The sequence below is a fragment of the Microcoleus sp. AT8-B5 genome (genome assembly GCF_036705565.1).
In the GTDB taxonomy this organism is placed as follows: domain Bacteria; phylum Cyanobacteriota; class Cyanobacteriia; order Cyanobacteriales; family Microcoleaceae; genus Microcoleus.
The window spans coordinates 24,026-38,454 of record NZ_JAUBUY010000058.1; the positions used below are offsets into that span (position 1 = coordinate 24,026).

Genomic DNA, 14,429 nt, shown 5'->3' on the forward strand with positions numbered 1-14,429 from the left:
TAGATATTTAAACTTTTAGATTAATCGACGATCGCTCAGCAGGGGATTTCAATCCAGAATTCCGCTCCCTGTCCGGGCGCTGAGATGCACCGCAGGCTTCCCTTATGTTTTTCTACCACAATCTGATGGCTGATGGATAATCCTAAGCCGGTTCCAGCCCCTACGGGCTTGGTGGTGAAGAACGGGTCAAATAGCCGCTTGCGAACCTCTTCGCTCATTCCCGGCCCACTGTCGGCGATGCAAATTACAATGCGATCGCAATCACTGAGCTGGCTTTTACTGTGGCTTTTCAACCCAGCTTTTTTCATGAGGGTGCGAATCACGATCGTCCGAGGTTCCGGTTGGTTTTCTAGAGCGTCGATCGCATTGCTTATAATATTGAGAAAAACCTGGTTTAACTGTCCCGCACAACAGTATATTTTGGATATCTTTCCGTATTCTTTAATGATTTCAATCCCGCTTTTTATACTTGCTTGATGCAATCTATGCTGCAAAATTAACAGTGTACTGTCAATTCCTTCATGAAGGTCTACCAACTTCATTTCTGATTCATCCAGTCTCGAAAAATTTCGCAGCGACAACACAATATTACTGATTCTTTCTACTCCTACTCTCATGGAATTCAGCATTTTTGGCAAATCTTCCTTCAGAAAATCCAACTCTAACTCCTTAACTTTTTCAGCAATCTGAGGTACTGGGGACGGATAGCATTCCTGGTAGAGACTTAACAGTTCAATTAAATCGTGAAAATAGTTATAAGTGTGAGAAATATTGCCGTTAATAAAAGTTGCGGGATTGTTAATTTCGTGGGCAATCCCAGCCACCATCTGACCGAGACTCGACATTTTTTCGGATTGAACTAATTGGATTTGAGCGTTTTGTAGTTGTTCGTAGGCTTCTTGCAATTGGGCGGCTTGTTTTCTTAATTGAGATTCGGAAGCTTGGAGTGCGGCGGCGGAAATTTTGCGATTGGTTATATTTTCAATCATCCCTAAGTTGTAAATAGGTTGTCCTTCGCCGTCTCGAATTAAAGTAGCTGTCACATTTACCCAAACAATTTTACCTGTAGCGGTAATCTGGCGGAGTTCGATTTGATAGTGAGTAATTTCTCCCCGCTCAAGAGAATCAGCAACTTGGAGATTTTTGGGAGAATCTTCGGGATGCCCAAGTTCAATAAATGTTTGGGCGAGCAATTCGGCTGCGGTATATCCCAGCATTTCACAGTAAGTTTTATTGACTCTCACTAACTTGTTATCATCTAAATTAGCTAAGTAGATAGCGATGGGTGCATCTTCAAAAATTGTGCGAAATAGTTCCTCGCTAGCCCGGACTTTAGCTGTTAGCGAAAGCCGATCGGTGATGTCTTCAAAGGTAGACAAAATGCCGACAACATTGCCGGAATTGTCGTGTAAAGGTATTTTATTTGTATCCAGACAGCACTGGGTGCCGTCGGCTTGCATTTTAGATTCTATGATGTGATATTCTGGGGTGTTGGTTGCCATAATCCGGCGGTCGCAGGCTCGAAAAAATTCTGTTTCTTCCGGCTTCCAGGGCATATCGAAGTCGGTGAGACCGGCGATTTCACTGGGGTGATTGAAACCTGCGACTTTGGCAAAATTTTTGTTGCCTCCCAAGTAAACTAAATCTCGATCTTTCCAGGCGATTAACTGAGGGATGTTATTGATTACTAACCATAGCATTTTTTGGGATGTTTCCAAGGCTTCCGTGCGTTCTCGGACGCGCTTTTCAAGTTCTTGATTGGCTTGTTGCAGGGCGATTTTTGACTGGCCCAGGGCGATTTCTGCTAGCTTGCGATCGCTGATGTCGATTGTCACCCCTTCCCACAGTATATCGCCCCCCGGCTGCGCTTCGGGGCGGGCAATGCCGCGAATCCATTTCAGTTTTCCCGATCGAGTTATGATCCGCCCTTCATATATCCAAGGTTTGAGAGTTTCGCCGGAAATTGCGATTGATTCTAACAGATTTTTTTGGTCTTCTGGATGCACCGTTGCCCAAATTAAATCGGAGTTTTGTTGAATTTTTTCAGGATCTAATTCGTAGAGTTCCCAACAGCCGGAACTCACATAAATGAATTCATTTGAACCGTCGGGATGCAGCAAGTATTGATAAATCATTCCCGGCACATTGGCGGCCATTTTTTGGAATCTGGCTTCGCTTTGGATCAGTGCTGATTCTGCAAGTTTGCGATCGCTAATATCAATCAACAAGCCGTCCCAAATAATGTTATCTTTTTCGCCCGGTTCTGGTCGGGAAGCCCCGCTAATCCACTTAATCCGATCGCCCGGAAAAACAAATCTGCCTTCCCACCGCAAAGGCTCTAAAGTTTTAGCTGAGATAGCAACAGATTCATGGAAGCTTGGCGCATCGTCTTGATGAATCATTTCGAGCGCGGGAATAGCTGAGTTTTGCAGTACCTCTGGTTCTAATTCCCAGAGTTCGCGACAGCCGGAACTGACGTAGGGGAATGACATAGTGCCGTCTGCTGCTAACTGAAATTGATAAATCATTCCCGGAACGTTGGCTGCTAGTTTTTGAAACCTCGCTTCGCTTTGCCGTAGTGCTGTTTCTGCTTCTACGCGAGCGGTAATATCGTAAAATGCCGATAAAATTGCGGCTTCCCCATTAAAATTAATCGCTCGCATCGACATTTTTACCCAAAAAAAACTGCCATTTGCTTTCTTGAGGCAGATTTCTTCGCGGTCGCTAAAGCCATTCTTTTTGACCAATTCTAGTAGTTGAATGTTGTCATTTATATTGGCATAGATGTCAATTTTTTCTCCACCCACAAGTTGTTCATAACTCAAACCTAAACTTTCACCAACAGCAGGATTTGCATACAAAATGACGCTGTCTTCTAGGCGCGTAATTAACAGGGGCACGGGAGTTGTACTGGCAATCGCGCGCAATCTTTCTTCGCTTTCTTCCCTGGCAGTTTCGGCTGCTACTCTTTTGCTAATATCGTTCTGAACTCCGATAAAATGAGTTAATTTTCCCTCATTGTCTAAGATGGGGGAAACCATTAATTCGTTCCAAAAAGGAGTTTTGTCTTTGCGATAATTTTTGAGCACTACCTGAATTTCCGTTCCCGCTTCCAAGCTGCGGCGGAGTTTATTTAATTCGACCTGATCGGTATCTGGGCCCTGCAAAAATCGGCAGTTGCGTCCAATAACTTCTTCGGCACTGTAACCGGTCAGTTTCTCAAAAGCAGGATTGCAGTAGATAATCGGTATGTCAGGCTTGCGAGCATCCGCGATGAGAATGCTGTTGCTCGACGCTGCGATCGCCCGTTCTAGGAGAGACAGGTTGAAAGAGTCTGTTGTCATCTGTAGCAATATCCAAACTCCTTGGGAGCGGACAGAACAATAGAAAATTATAAATAGCTTGAGCCATTCTTATTCTATAATTTTATTTTTAATTTAGCTTTTTTAACAAAATCAGCAGCCCAAAAAAGCCGACGGGGAAAGGAGTAATACCATTGTAGATTTTAGATTTTAGATTTTAGATTGGCAATGACTGATTCCATTATGGTTTGGGGCACGGGCCTACAATTGCCTTTTTGTTTGAAAGTAAGTAGTATCACCGAAGGCATGAGGCACTTATCCAGAAAACAGAAGGTGAAAATACCGAAGGCGGCAAGAAAACAGAAGGTGAAAATACTGAGATTTTTAACTTTTTTTCTTCTCCTCCTTCCATCCGGCTCATCAACCCTTTTAAATTGACAAGCTAAGGCAAGAACCCTGAGCAGTTTTGCTTACTTCAATCCTGGCTTGAAAAGCTTCTTTCAGGTGAGGCATATGGGTAACGGTGAGGATGCAGGCGAAGTCGGAGGCGATCGCATTAATTGCAGCAATCAGCCGATCGCACCCTTCAGCATCCTGAGTCCCAAATCCCTCATCAATAATCAACATTTGCAAAGCCGTACCCGCCCGCTGAGACAGCAGTCTCGCCAGCGCCAGCCGAATCGCAAAATTAATCCGAAAAGCTTCACCGCCAGAGTAAGTTTCGTAGGCGCGAGTCCCGCGAGCATCAGCAATTAAAATGTCTAAAGTGTCAATCAATTTAGTTGCTTTTTTAGAAGCAGCCGCCCGCTGAGTAATAAATTGAACGTGCAATTGATTGGCGCTCAATCTCGACAATATCTGATTTGTTTCAGCTTCAAGTTGAGGCAAAACATTTTCAATCATTAAAGCTTGAATGCCGTTTTTACCAAATGCTTGACCCAACTCTTGATAAACTCGCTGCTGGCGTTTTGCAACTTGCATTTGCTCTTTTTGAGCTACTAGCTGAACTTGCAGAGTTTCCAGATTTTGCTGCTGCTGCTGGAGGCGTCCGAGACTGCCCAAATGTTGGTCTAGCTGCTGGCGGCGGCGACTGATTTGCTGTTCGATCGCACTTATGCGCGCTGTGGGATCGGGATGTTCTTGCAACTGCTGGTTCATCGCGGAAGTTTGAGCGCTGACAGCTTGCAAATCTCGATCGCGCACAGCGATGGAATTTGCTATTTCATTAACCCGCTGCTGCACTTGCGGATACTGCACAGTTGCCGATCGCAATTTTTCGGCGCGGGCGATCCAAAACTGCGATCGGCGCATTTCGCTCCGCACGTGTTCGTGCTGTTCCAAATTATAGCCAATTTCCGCAATGTATCTATCTAAAGATAGAATTTGCTGCTGTATTTCCGAGCTGTTTTTTTGCTGTTCTAACTGTTGCTGTACGGTGGCTAATTGAGTTTGCAAATCCGGGCGACGGGCATTAATTTTATTCAGTTTCTGCTGAGCGTCTTTGATTTGAGCTTGCTTAATTTCCGCCCACCGCAAGCGCTTTTCATCGCTGCGGGCGAGGGAATGGCTGCGATCGCTGTAATTGAGCTGTTGCAGTTGCTGTTCGATTTGCTGGAGTTCGCCCAAATCCTCCGCTGCATACTCGCCTGTGCGTAGCAACCGCTCTATTTCTGCCGCGTCTTGACGCATACTCTGCAGTCGAGTTTCATCTTGACTCAGGCTATCTAATTGTGCTTGCAAATGACTGCGACGTTCCCGCAATTCTTGGTAGGGCGCTAATTCCTCTTCTAGTTCGCGGTATTCATGTCTGAGGACTTGAATTTCGCGCTCGGAGACGGCTAACTGTTCGCGCACAACCCACAGTTGGTTCCAGATTTCCTGCTGTTGGGTGTGGTGTTTTGTGACTACCAAATTCCAGTAGTGTTCGTCTAAAGGTCGATCGCACAAAGGACAATTGCCAAAATTTGTATCCCGCACCATTAAATGCGAATTTGATGGCTCGTTTTCCGCAAAATTCGAGGCTTTACCTTCACCTGCGGTTTTTTCTCCTTCATGTTTCCGCAGCAGTTGCAGTTTTTGGTCGATCTCGGCGAGTCTGGTTTGATAGTCGCGGCTTTTGGCTTGCAGGTTTCCGAGAAAGTCGTGCCTTTCTTGACCTTTTTCGCGGACTCGCTGCTGATAAACTCGCTTGTTTTCCAACTGCAAAATTTGATTGGCGATGGCCGAGATTTCCTGCTGTAATTGCGGCTGTCGCTGCTGCTGCTGAACTTGCACCTGTCGGTTGATTTCCTCTAAGCGGGCGGTTAAACCGGCGCGGGCGCGATCGAGCTTTTGTTGCTTTTGCTGCTGCTGTTGTAGAAGCGGCGAAACTTGCAGTTGCAGTTGCTCTAGTTCGTTGAGGCGCGATCGAACTGCTTGCAACTGTGCGAGTCCTTTGTCAACCTCCGGCTGCTGTTTGAGAATTTCCAGAACATCTTTTTCATCCTGTTCTAAAACATCTAATTGAGCTTGCAATTGCTGAATTTTGCTTTGCAAAAAGCTCAGTTCTTGCCGCTGCTGTTCTTGCAATTGCTGGCGCTGATTTTGGGCTTGTTGGTTTGCCTTAAATTTTCCAGCCAGAGTCTCTTCTGTGGCTTGCAAGCTGTGGAAATACGCAATTCCTTCTGTTATTTCATTTTCTTGAACTAAGAGGGCTTGTAGCTCATTTTGCTGCTGTTTGGCGGCGCTGAGTTCTTGCTGCAAGCGGCGGCATTCTTGAGTGATATTGTAGTGCTGTTGCTGGTGGCCGGCGAGGAGTTTTTGCCAAGTTTGACGGTTGTGGTGCTGGAGTTGCAGTTGCTGTAACTCGGTTGTGTCGGCTTGCTGCTGCTGCTGAAGCAAATCGGTTGCTTGCTGCAATTGAGTTTGTTCGGCGGCGATGGTCTCTTTTTGTTGCAGTTGCTCTTGTACGGTTAGCAAACTCTGTTTGAGTACATCGACTTGAGCTTTAAATTGTTTGGACGTATCTTTGGCTTGGTCGGATAAAGTGTCGTAGGAGTCGAGCTTGAGCAGGTTGGCTAAAACTTGTTTGCGTTCGATCGGCTTTTTGAGCATAAATTCATCAGCTCGCCCCTGTCGCAAATACGCCGAGTTGATGAAAGTATCGTAATCAAGTTTGATGTGTTCGAGGATTTTTTGCTGAGTTGTTCTCAGCCCCTTGTCTGTGAGCGTGCGAAAATTCACCCCCCCCGACCCCCCCTTACTAAGGGGGGGAGAAGAATTTACTTCTTCGGGTTCCTCTTTACCAAGGGAAGAATTCACTTCTTGTGGCCCCCCCTTACCAAGGGAAGAATTCACTTCTTGTGGCCCCCCCTTACCAAGGGGGGGGAAGGGGGGGTTTGTTGCTACTTGAAATTCCAAACTTCCCGATTGTCCGCGTCGGCGGTTGCGAATCACCCGGTAGATTTGGCCGCCGGTGGAGAAAGTGAAATCAACGCGCACATCAGTTTCGCCGATATGGATGATATCGTCTTCCGTATCGCTGCGACAACAGCCCCAAAGTGCCCAGGATATGGCTTCTAAGAGGGAGGATTTGCCAGCACCGTTAGGCCCGCAAATGCAAGCGGTGTGCAGGCCGCGAAAGTCTAAAGCAGCTTCGCGATAGCTGAGAAAATTTTTGAGTGTAAGTTGTATAGGAATCATTTAGGCCATCGCGCCATACAATCTATCTATAAATAACACTATTTGTACGCTGTTGCCTAGTTATTCAATCTAGATCCAGAACAATTGTCAGTGCTTCTGCAATTTCTTCCATAATTGTCTCGGACAGGGTTCCGAGTTGTCGGACAAATCTTTGTTGGGAGACGGAACGGACTTGAAAAGTATCGGCTGCTGAGAGTTTGGCTAAGCCATTTTCTGAGGTCGGTTCGAGCTGCACCATCCAATCAAGCGGGGAAAAAAGATCGTTCCATGCTGTAATTGGAACAATTACTTTGAGCCGCAACTTTCCCAATTCATCATCGCTGACAACCACAACAGGTCTAGTTTTGCCAATTTCATCTCCCACCGTTGGATCTAGTTTGACAAGCCAAATTTCGCCCTTACGCATTAGTTTCTACCCCTGCGCTCAGGTATTCTTCCTCTGAATCGAAATACGGTTCGCTGTCGGGCGACCACAAATCGTGCAGCGGCCCTCCTGGTTCATACAAAGGAACCGCTGCTTCTGCTGCGGCTCTGAGTCTGCGTTTTCTCTCAGCTTTGCGCTGGGCTTTTTCTTCTATTTCTTCGCGCATCATCCGCGAAGCTGTTTCGATGATTTCTAGGCGTTCTTCTGCTGTCAGATTTTTGAGTGCTGCTAAGATTTCTGTTTTGGTCACGGTTTTTTCGGGTGGTTGGTGAGAAAGTGCGATCGATCTCATATGTTGCACCATTTTCAAGAACAGGCTTTCCGGCCTGTTCCACAAAGAGTGAATTTGATTGTGGGATGGGCAGGAGAGCCCGTCCATAAAAAGCTTATTGAAAATGGTGCAAGATATAAGATCGATCGCACCATCATTATATCTTTCACAAAAATCCCTATCGGCGCTCTGTGCTTATGACGCAACCTACATTACCGCTCTGTGCTTATGGCGCACCCTACATTGATCGCATAGGCAGATTTTCCATCATCAAAAAGGGTTGACTGTATTCCTACAGCCAACCCCGCGCTTATTTATTTGTCATGCGTTTGCTCAAACAGCAACACTACCGGGCAATATTCGGGAACGTATAGCCGACACCGACCAACAATCCCACTTCAGCTCCGTCTACAAAACCAATATTCAGTCCGGCTGTGGCTGTAAAATTTCTCGACAGTGGCACATCTACACCTCCCGAAATCAGGAAGCCAAAAGTACCGTCATCACCGGTAGAAATTAGCACGCCAGCACCTGCATAAGGAGCAGCAGTAATCACAAAATCATCGCTGACTTCCACGGTCTCTTGAGATACAAAATCGTAGGTAACAGGAACTAGAAAAGCTAAGTTGTCGCGGAACAAAACAGTCGGTCTCACCGAGAAATTGTTCGTCAAACCGATTTTGCTAATAATCGCAAATGAACCGTCGCCTAAAGCTGAATCTCCGCCAAAACCTAGATTGCCGCCAATGCCGATGTAGCTGGGCCCAGAACGGGTTGCTCGGCCTGGTCGGATTTGAGTTCCTTGAGCTACTTTTTCAGTTGCTTCGGAGACAGTTGCAGGTTTTTGGGCAACTTTCGGTTGGTTTGTCAGAGCTGAGGCGGAAGTGCTGACAGGATTGCTCAACAATTCTTGTGCTGTTTGGACTTCTTTTTCTTCCTTTGTTGCTGTTACTTCAAGATTATTGCTCTGGGCAACAATTGAGGTAGGTCGATCGCTCTTTTTGACAGTCTCGACTGTTGACTGCACTTTGACACCATTATCAGCAATTTTAGCGGTTTCTTCCGACTTTTGAGTCTCAGCAGCAATGGATGTATTTTGCGCTGTTTCTGTCTCAGCAATTTCAGATGTTGCTGCTTCCGATTTTTCGGGTGCAGCAATAGATACTTGCAAGTTGGCGGCAGGTTCAGAGGCTGCTGGCTCTGCCGCTTCTGTTAGTTCGCTCCAACTGATTGAATCAATTTTTTTATTACTAGCCGTTGTTTCTGCGTCGGGTTTAACTGCTGAAGTTGCCGTCGGCTCAGAAGTTTGGTCAATATTTTGAGCTGCGATTGTTGCAGTTGTAGCGACATCGGGCAAGTTGCCAGTTTCAGCTTTCGCTGACATGGTACTGCAACAAACAGCTAAAGCTGCAAGATTTATTAACGCAAAAGTAGACTTGGAAAATAGACTATTCATAGCAACTCCTCAATGAAGGGTGTGTTAAAAGTGTAAGTGTTTGAGGGAGAACGTCGAGAGCTTTGGGAAAAAAAGACACAAATATGAGTTGTGTTGTTCCTAGATTGCCATTTTACCGTTGAATAGTCAACTCTCAAGCTGATTAGATTCAAGAACGGACGGTGGGTTTAGAGGCTAATTTTAATTTACAGATCGATCGGCAAAAAATCAATCCTAGGGATGATTTCATCCTTAATCCTGTTTAATTGAGGGGTCGATCGTTCGCCTCGCTTGCATCCTACAATACTTTACTTGGGGGCGCTGCACTCGCAGCCACGCCGGAAAAATCCGGTTTTTGAGGGCGCACCAGCTCTAAACCAAGAGACAACAAGCTTTTAAAACAGTTTGGGCAACCCCGCCGTCCCAAGCAAGTGCAGTTAATACAACGCGATCGGCTGCTGCAGGGTTCCTGACAAGTAATGTAGAATAATACCACCGATTCGAGAAAGATTTGTGGCTCGATCGTGTCAAAATTACTGAATATTATGAAAATTGTGTAAAATTTAGTGTTCTATTTGTAAAGTTTAGCCTTCGCTTTCGCTCAGGGTCTGACCATCTCACAACAGCACGCAACTAAACAAGTAAAAAAATACAAATTATCTCATCTCAACCTGACTTTATGAGCAAAGTTCTAGTGATATTAGGCGAATTGAGCGATCGCGACATCGATTGGATGCTCGCCAACGGCACCCGCACCCAAGTCCTCCCCGGCACAACCCTGATCGCCGAAGGAAAGCCCTTAGACGCCCTGTACATAGTTCTGGAGGGAACTTTGAGCGTTGCTGTATCATCTTTGGGCGACAAAGAAATTGGAAAAATTATTTCCGGGGAAGTGTTAGGCGAAATGTCTTTTGTAGACGGGAGGCTTCCTTCTGCTAGCGTCACGGCAATTGAAGAGTGCCTCATCCTGTCAATTCCCCGGCGACTGCTAACTGAAAAACTCGAGCAAGACGTGCTTTTTTCCCTGCGGTTTTATCGGGCGATTACCAAATTTCTGTCGTCGAGACTGCGGGGTACAGTCAAACGCTTCGGCGATGATAGTGATGGTTTAATATATGAAGATCCCGACGGCGAGGACGCCCTCCGGGGAAATGTCGAAAATCCCGATTTGGCGGCATCGAGATTTCAATGGCTGTTGGAGCGTTTGAAGGGGAGTTGAAGAAAGAAGGAAGTTCGGCAACGGATTCTGTAACGGATGTAACGGATTTCAGGAAGAAGGAAGAGGGAAGAAGGAAGAAGAGAAAAGAACACCTATTTCCAATTACAAATTCCCAATTCCTAATTAGAAAACATATTTTTCAGCGACGCGCCAATAGCGAGAAAAACGCTTCAAATCAATGTAACCATCGTAGCGGACAAAGGGTTCCGGTGGCAAAACTTCTACTGGGTGCGATCGCTTAATTTTCCCGCAAATATCCTGAAAGCGAGGACTGGGACTTTCGGTAGTTACCACTTGATTAGCGCCGGATTCGATCGCAAAAGCGATAACTTCCGCAGCCACATCGCCCCGCCGAATAACTACTGGCAACTCCAGCAAACATTCGTAAATAAACACCATTCGTTTGAGACTCAACTGCCATTCATCAATCAGCGCATCATCCCAAACCCAGATAGCCGGTGCCTGTGGGTGCGCTTGAAAAGCGGGGCCTTCAGGACTCAAACAGTCACCGTGCAGCCAAATAATCGGATTGTTCATAAATTAGTAATTGTTAACTTTTGACTGTTGACTGTTAACTGTTGATAACTACTGACTACTGACTAATGACTAGACCTCTTGCAAAAATAATTAGGACGGGCTCTGGGGCCCATCCCACAAGAAAAAATAACTCTTGTGGGATGGGCCCCAGAGCCCGTCCCATCAATTGAGGAAAAGGATTTTTGCAAGAGGTCTACTAATGACATTTTAATTTCTGCGAGTTTTTTTAGGGCGGTTCCAACTTTTAGAACCGCCGCTACGATCGACCTTTTCTCCATTAGGAAACAACTTCCCTTCCAAATATTCGTAAGTTCCCTCAAAATCGCATTGCCCATACAGAGGACAATCGCGACAATAAACCGCCTTAGTGTAACGCTCCAAATTTTCCCGATTAAAAAAATAAGGTTTGTGACTAAAAGTGCTGGCTACCCACTGCCAAGAAAGATTATTGCTCGCCGGATCTCCATCTAGCAAGTGTTGCAAAAACCAGCGAGCTCCGGCTTGCCAGCGCACGCGGCGCCAGTGTACGAGATAAGCGGCAGTCCACATCCGCTGGTGATTGTGCAAATAACCAGTTTCTCGCAACTCGCGACTGAAACTGTCGATGCAAACCAAACCAGTCGTGCCCTCGACGACATCCTGGGGCAGAGTTTCGCTGTAAGATGAGGCAGTGTAACCAGTTTTGTAGGGTTCCCGGTCTTCCCAAATCCCGTTGCCCAATTCGGCGTAGAGTCGCTGCCAATAATCCCGCCAACCCAACTCGTTGACAAGTTTCACAGCTTCTTCTGGATGCCGCACCTTCTCCAGCACGGCATCCCGGACTTCGGCAAGACTCAAAACTCCGTAGCGCAAATAGGGCGACAAGCGCGTTACCGCACCGTTGAGGAAATTGCGGGTTGAGGCGTATTTGCCGGGGTCAATTTGTTGCAGGGCTGTCTCGGCTGCTTTGCGCCCGCCTGGGGTTGGGGGTACGCTGCTGTCCCGCCGGGCGGCTTCGGGGAACTGTTGGCGCACGTAGGCAATTAATTCGTCGCGGCTGGCAAATTCCCGCTTCATGTCCTGACTCATTCTTTTCTCAAGCACCTGCTATTTTTTCTTAATGTTAAAGCTATTCGATCGGGCCCGCGGCTAGATGCCCTAAATTGCCCTTCACTCCTGGTAACTCACATCTTGCACCCTTGTCAGCAACAGGCTTTTCGGCCTGTTCCACAAAAGATAAATTTTCTTGTGGAACAGGCCGGAAAGCCTGTTCATAAAGGCTAATTGAGAATGGTGCAATATCTCAGTGGTAACGTACATTTTGCCCCCGCCGCAATTGATTGTGGGTTCGCTGCCAAAATTAGCATCAAACTCAGTACACTCAGGGATAGATATCATAGCAAAATCTCATGGAAACTTTTCCGGCGCACGCTCAAGCGATCGCCAGCTTAGCTAACGGACAGCAGCAAGGTACAAAACAACTGGAAAACAGCGAAGTTCAAGAGTTCGATCGAGCCATGATGCGCCGCTGCATAGAATTGGCTCGCCGTGCTCTGGGCAAAACCGCACCCAACCCCCTTGTCGGTTCTGTAATTGTCCGAGACGGCAAGATTGTCGGCGAAGGGTTTCATCCCGGTGCCGGTCAACCTCACGCCGAAGTTTTTGCGCTCCAGGAAGCGGGGGAACTTGCCGAAGGAGCGACTGTCTACGTGAACCTGGAACCCTGCAACCACTACGGCCGGACTCCTCCCTGTTCCGAAGCTTTAGTTAAGGCGAAGGTGGCAAAAGTAGTGGCTGGCATGGTCGATCCGAATCCTTTGGTAGCTGGCACTGGGCTAGCCCGGTTGCGAGAGGCTGGCATTGAAGTGGTGGCGGGAGTGGAAGGGGAAGCTTGCCAAAAACTCAACGAGGCTTTTGTGCACCGGATTTTGCACCGCCGGCCTTTGGGAATTTTGAAATATGCGATGACTTTGGACGGTAAAATTGCTACCAGTAGCGGCCACAGCGCTTGGGTGACAGGCGAGGAGGCTCGCAGCGAGGTTCACCGGGTGCGCGTCGGCTGCGATGCTGTGATTGTTGGGGGAAATACGGTGCGTCTGGACAATCCCCTACTGACGAGTCACCAGCCTGATAGGAATAATCCCCTGCGGGTGGTGATGAGCCGCACTCTGGATTTGCCGAAGTCGGCTTGGTTGTGGGAAACCTCTGTGGCGGCTACTTTGGTGCTGACTGAGCCTGGGGTTAACCCGGAATTTCAGGAATTTTTGATCGCCAAAGGGGTGGAAGTTGTGGAGCTCTCCCCTCTGACACCGACTAATGTTATGGCTTATTTGTACGATCGATCTTTTCTTTCTGTACTCTGGGAGTGCGGTGGCACTTTGGCCGCGAGGGCAATTGCTGAGGGTGCAGTTCAAAAAATTATGGCTTTTATTGCTCCTAAAATTGTCGGTGGCCAAGGAGCTCCAACTCCGGTGGGAGATTTGGGCTTTTCGGCAATGACTGAGGCTTTAACTTTAGAGCGGGTTTCTTGGCGCACAGTGGGTACAGATTGTGTGGTTGAAGGCTATTTAAAAATTAAAGATTGAAAGTTAAAAGCGAGTCTTTTGAGTTTTTGATTTTTAACTTTTAACTACCAGCCGGGAAGTCCCTCGGTATATTCAGATGGGACGCATCTGAGCGCTACGCCCCGTACCCCGAATGAATTACGCCCGCGTGATGAAAGGCTCGTCGGGTGTAGGTACGGAAACCGACAATTAGACATTGCGAGTACCTTTAACTTCGATGTACTTTCTCTAACTATTAAATCGAAAAAATGGTACATTAAGGTAGGTCGAAAAAAGAAATTTCCCATGCAACTAACATACAAATACCGCCTCAAACCCACAAAAGCCCAATTGGCAACAATTGTGGCTCATCTAGAACTATGTCGTCGGCAGTACAACTACCGACTTGGCGAAAGATTTAGGTGGTGGTCAGCCACGAGAACGCCCGTCAACGCCTGTCCCTTGATTGTTTCGATAGTCCCTGTTGAAGAGATTTATCAAAACATTCCTTTGACGAGAGTGCAGACTAGGGATGGTAGAAAAAAGGATGAATCGGGTAATCCTTTGACTAAGAAAGGCGACGTTTTCTCGAACATTGAAGGCGGATATGTACAGTGGCAGACGATACAACTGGCTGACATCAAAAACACTAAAAAGTTATTCCCTGATTATAAAGTGTTGGATTCACAGGTCTTGCAAGATGTCGTCAACAGAGTGGAAACTTCCTTCTCAAATTTCACCACACCCGATAAAAATGGCAATCGTAGGGGTCAACCCAAGTTTAAGGGGCTTCACTACTATAAATCCTTCACTTATCCTCAATTAGACAACTTAGATATTGTCAAGGATGAGCAAAATAGGATTTGCATTCGCCTCGCAAAGATAGGTCAAGTACCTATGGTTTTTCATCGTCCAATACCAACGGGCTTCAAGGTTAAGATGGGGAGCGTTATTAGAGAACCGGATGGGTGGTATATTTCCCTGACGCTAGAAGATAAGACGGTTCCTGTAACGGTTGCAGAAATTCAACCGACTGAT

Annotated in this window: 11 protein-coding genes; 3 read left to right on the forward strand and 8 right to left on the reverse strand. The window is 46.8% G+C overall.

The features are described 5' to 3' along the window. Nucleotides 1–35: 35 nt before the first annotated feature. From QUB39_RS26520 to QUB39_RS26540, 5 genes are all read right to left on the reverse strand, one after another. Nucleotides 36–3,344 (reverse strand): PAS domain S-box protein, encoded by a 3,309-nt coding sequence (locus QUB39_RS26520; protein ID WP_333211255.1) that lies wholly within the window; start codon nt 3,342–3,344, stop codon nt 36–38. A gap of 387 nt (nt 3,345–3,731) precedes the next feature. Next, nucleotides 3,732–6,983: an SMC family ATPase gene (locus tag QUB39_RS26525; RefSeq protein WP_333211257.1), complete on the reverse strand. Its 3,252-nt coding sequence runs from the start codon at nt 6,981–6,983 to the stop codon at nt 3,732–3,734. A 64-nt stretch (nt 6,984–7,047) separates the two neighbouring features. Beyond that, nucleotides 7,048–7,389, reverse strand: coding sequence for a type II toxin-antitoxin system PemK/MazF family toxin (locus tag QUB39_RS26530; RefSeq protein ID WP_333054462.1), 342 nt, complete (start codon nt 7,387–7,389; stop codon nt 7,048–7,050). Further along, nucleotides 7,382–7,786 carry a hypothetical protein gene (locus tag QUB39_RS26535; protein ID WP_333054463.1) on the reverse strand — a complete coding sequence of 135 codons (405 nt, stop codon included), beginning with the start codon at nt 7,784–7,786 and terminating at the stop codon, nt 7,382–7,384. Before QUB39_RS26535 ends, QUB39_RS26530 begins: the two co-directional genes overlap by 8 nt. A gap of 238 nt (nt 7,787–8,024) precedes the next feature. Next, on the reverse strand, nt 8,025–9,134 hold the full coding sequence (locus QUB39_RS26540) for a hypothetical protein (protein ID WP_333054464.1): 1,110 nt from the start codon (nt 9,132–9,134) through the stop codon (nt 8,025–8,027). 658 nt (nt 9,135–9,792) lie between these two features. Here QUB39_RS26540 and QUB39_RS26545 point away from each other — a divergent pair. Then, nucleotides 9,793–10,332 carry a cyclic nucleotide-binding domain-containing protein gene (locus QUB39_RS26545; RefSeq protein ID WP_333054467.1) on the forward strand — a complete coding sequence of 180 codons (540 nt, stop codon included), beginning with the start codon at nt 9,793–9,795 and terminating at the stop codon, nt 10,330–10,332. A 123-nt stretch (nt 10,333–10,455) separates the two neighbouring features. On the opposite strand, the gene QUB39_RS26550 is transcribed toward QUB39_RS26545, so the two are convergent. The 3 genes from QUB39_RS26550 to QUB39_RS26560 form a co-directional block, all read right to left on the reverse strand. Next, complete coding sequence (locus tag QUB39_RS26550) at nt 10,456–10,869, reverse strand: hypothetical protein (protein WP_333054468.1); 414 nt, start codon at nt 10,867–10,869, stop codon at nt 10,456–10,458. A gap of 207 nt (nt 10,870–11,076) precedes the next feature. After that, complete coding sequence (locus tag QUB39_RS26555) at nt 11,077–11,937, reverse strand: FAD-binding domain-containing protein (protein WP_333054469.1); 861 nt, start codon at nt 11,935–11,937, stop codon at nt 11,077–11,079. Nucleotides 11,938–12,018: 81 nt separating this feature from the next. Next, nucleotides 12,019–12,246 carry a hypothetical protein gene (locus tag QUB39_RS26560; protein ID WP_333054470.1) on the reverse strand — a complete coding sequence of 76 codons (228 nt, stop codon included), beginning with the start codon at nt 12,244–12,246 and terminating at the stop codon, nt 12,019–12,021. A gap of 11 nt (nt 12,247–12,257) precedes the next feature. Here QUB39_RS26560 and ribD point away from each other — a divergent pair, with 11 nt between their 5' ends. Together ribD and QUB39_RS26570 are read left to right on the forward strand one after the other, a co-directional pair. Next, complete coding sequence (gene ribD, locus QUB39_RS26565; protein ID WP_333054471.1) at nt 12,258–13,433, forward strand: bifunctional diaminohydroxyphosphoribosylaminopyrimidine deaminase/5-amino-6-(5-phosphoribosylamino)uracil reductase RibD; 1,176 nt, start codon at nt 12,258–12,260, stop codon at nt 13,431–13,433. A 264-nt stretch (nt 13,434–13,697) separates the two neighbouring features. Next, on the forward strand, nt 13,698–14,429 hold a 732-nt coding region (locus QUB39_RS26570; protein WP_333240948.1), incomplete at its 3' end, for a transposase.

Coding starts and splice junctions, on each gene's coding strand:
- QUB39_RS26520 (WP_333211255.1), bottom strand. CDS start 3,344: ATGACAACAGACTCTTTCAACCTGTCTCTCCTAGAACGGGCGATCGCA.
- QUB39_RS26525 (WP_333211257.1), bottom strand. CDS start 6,983: ATGATTCCTATACAACTTACACTCAAAAATTTTCTCAGCTATCGCGAA.
- QUB39_RS26530 (WP_333054462.1), bottom strand. CDS start 7,389: ATGCGTAAGGGCGAAATTTGGCTTGTCAAACTAGATCCAACGGTGGGA.
- QUB39_RS26535 (WP_333054463.1), bottom strand. CDS start 7,786: ATGGACGGGCTCTCCTGCCCATCCCACAATCAAATTCACTCTTTGTGG.
- QUB39_RS26540 (WP_333054464.1), bottom strand. CDS start 9,134: ATGAATAGTCTATTTTCCAAGTCTACTTTTGCGTTAATAAATCTTGCA.
- QUB39_RS26545 (WP_333054467.1), top strand. CDS start 9,793: ATGAGCAAAGTTCTAGTGATATTAGGCGAATTGAGCGATCGCGACATC.
- QUB39_RS26550 (WP_333054468.1), bottom strand. CDS start 10,869: ATGAACAATCCGATTATTTGGCTGCACGGTGACTGTTTGAGTCCTGAA.
- QUB39_RS26555 (WP_333054469.1), bottom strand. CDS start 11,937: ATGAGTCAGGACATGAAGCGGGAATTTGCCAGCCGCGACGAATTAATT.
- QUB39_RS26560 (WP_333054470.1), bottom strand. CDS start 12,246: ATGATATCTATCCCTGAGTGTACTGAGTTTGATGCTAATTTTGGCAGC.
- ribD (WP_333054471.1), top strand. CDS start 12,258: ATGGAAACTTTTCCGGCGCACGCTCAAGCGATCGCCAGCTTAGCTAAC.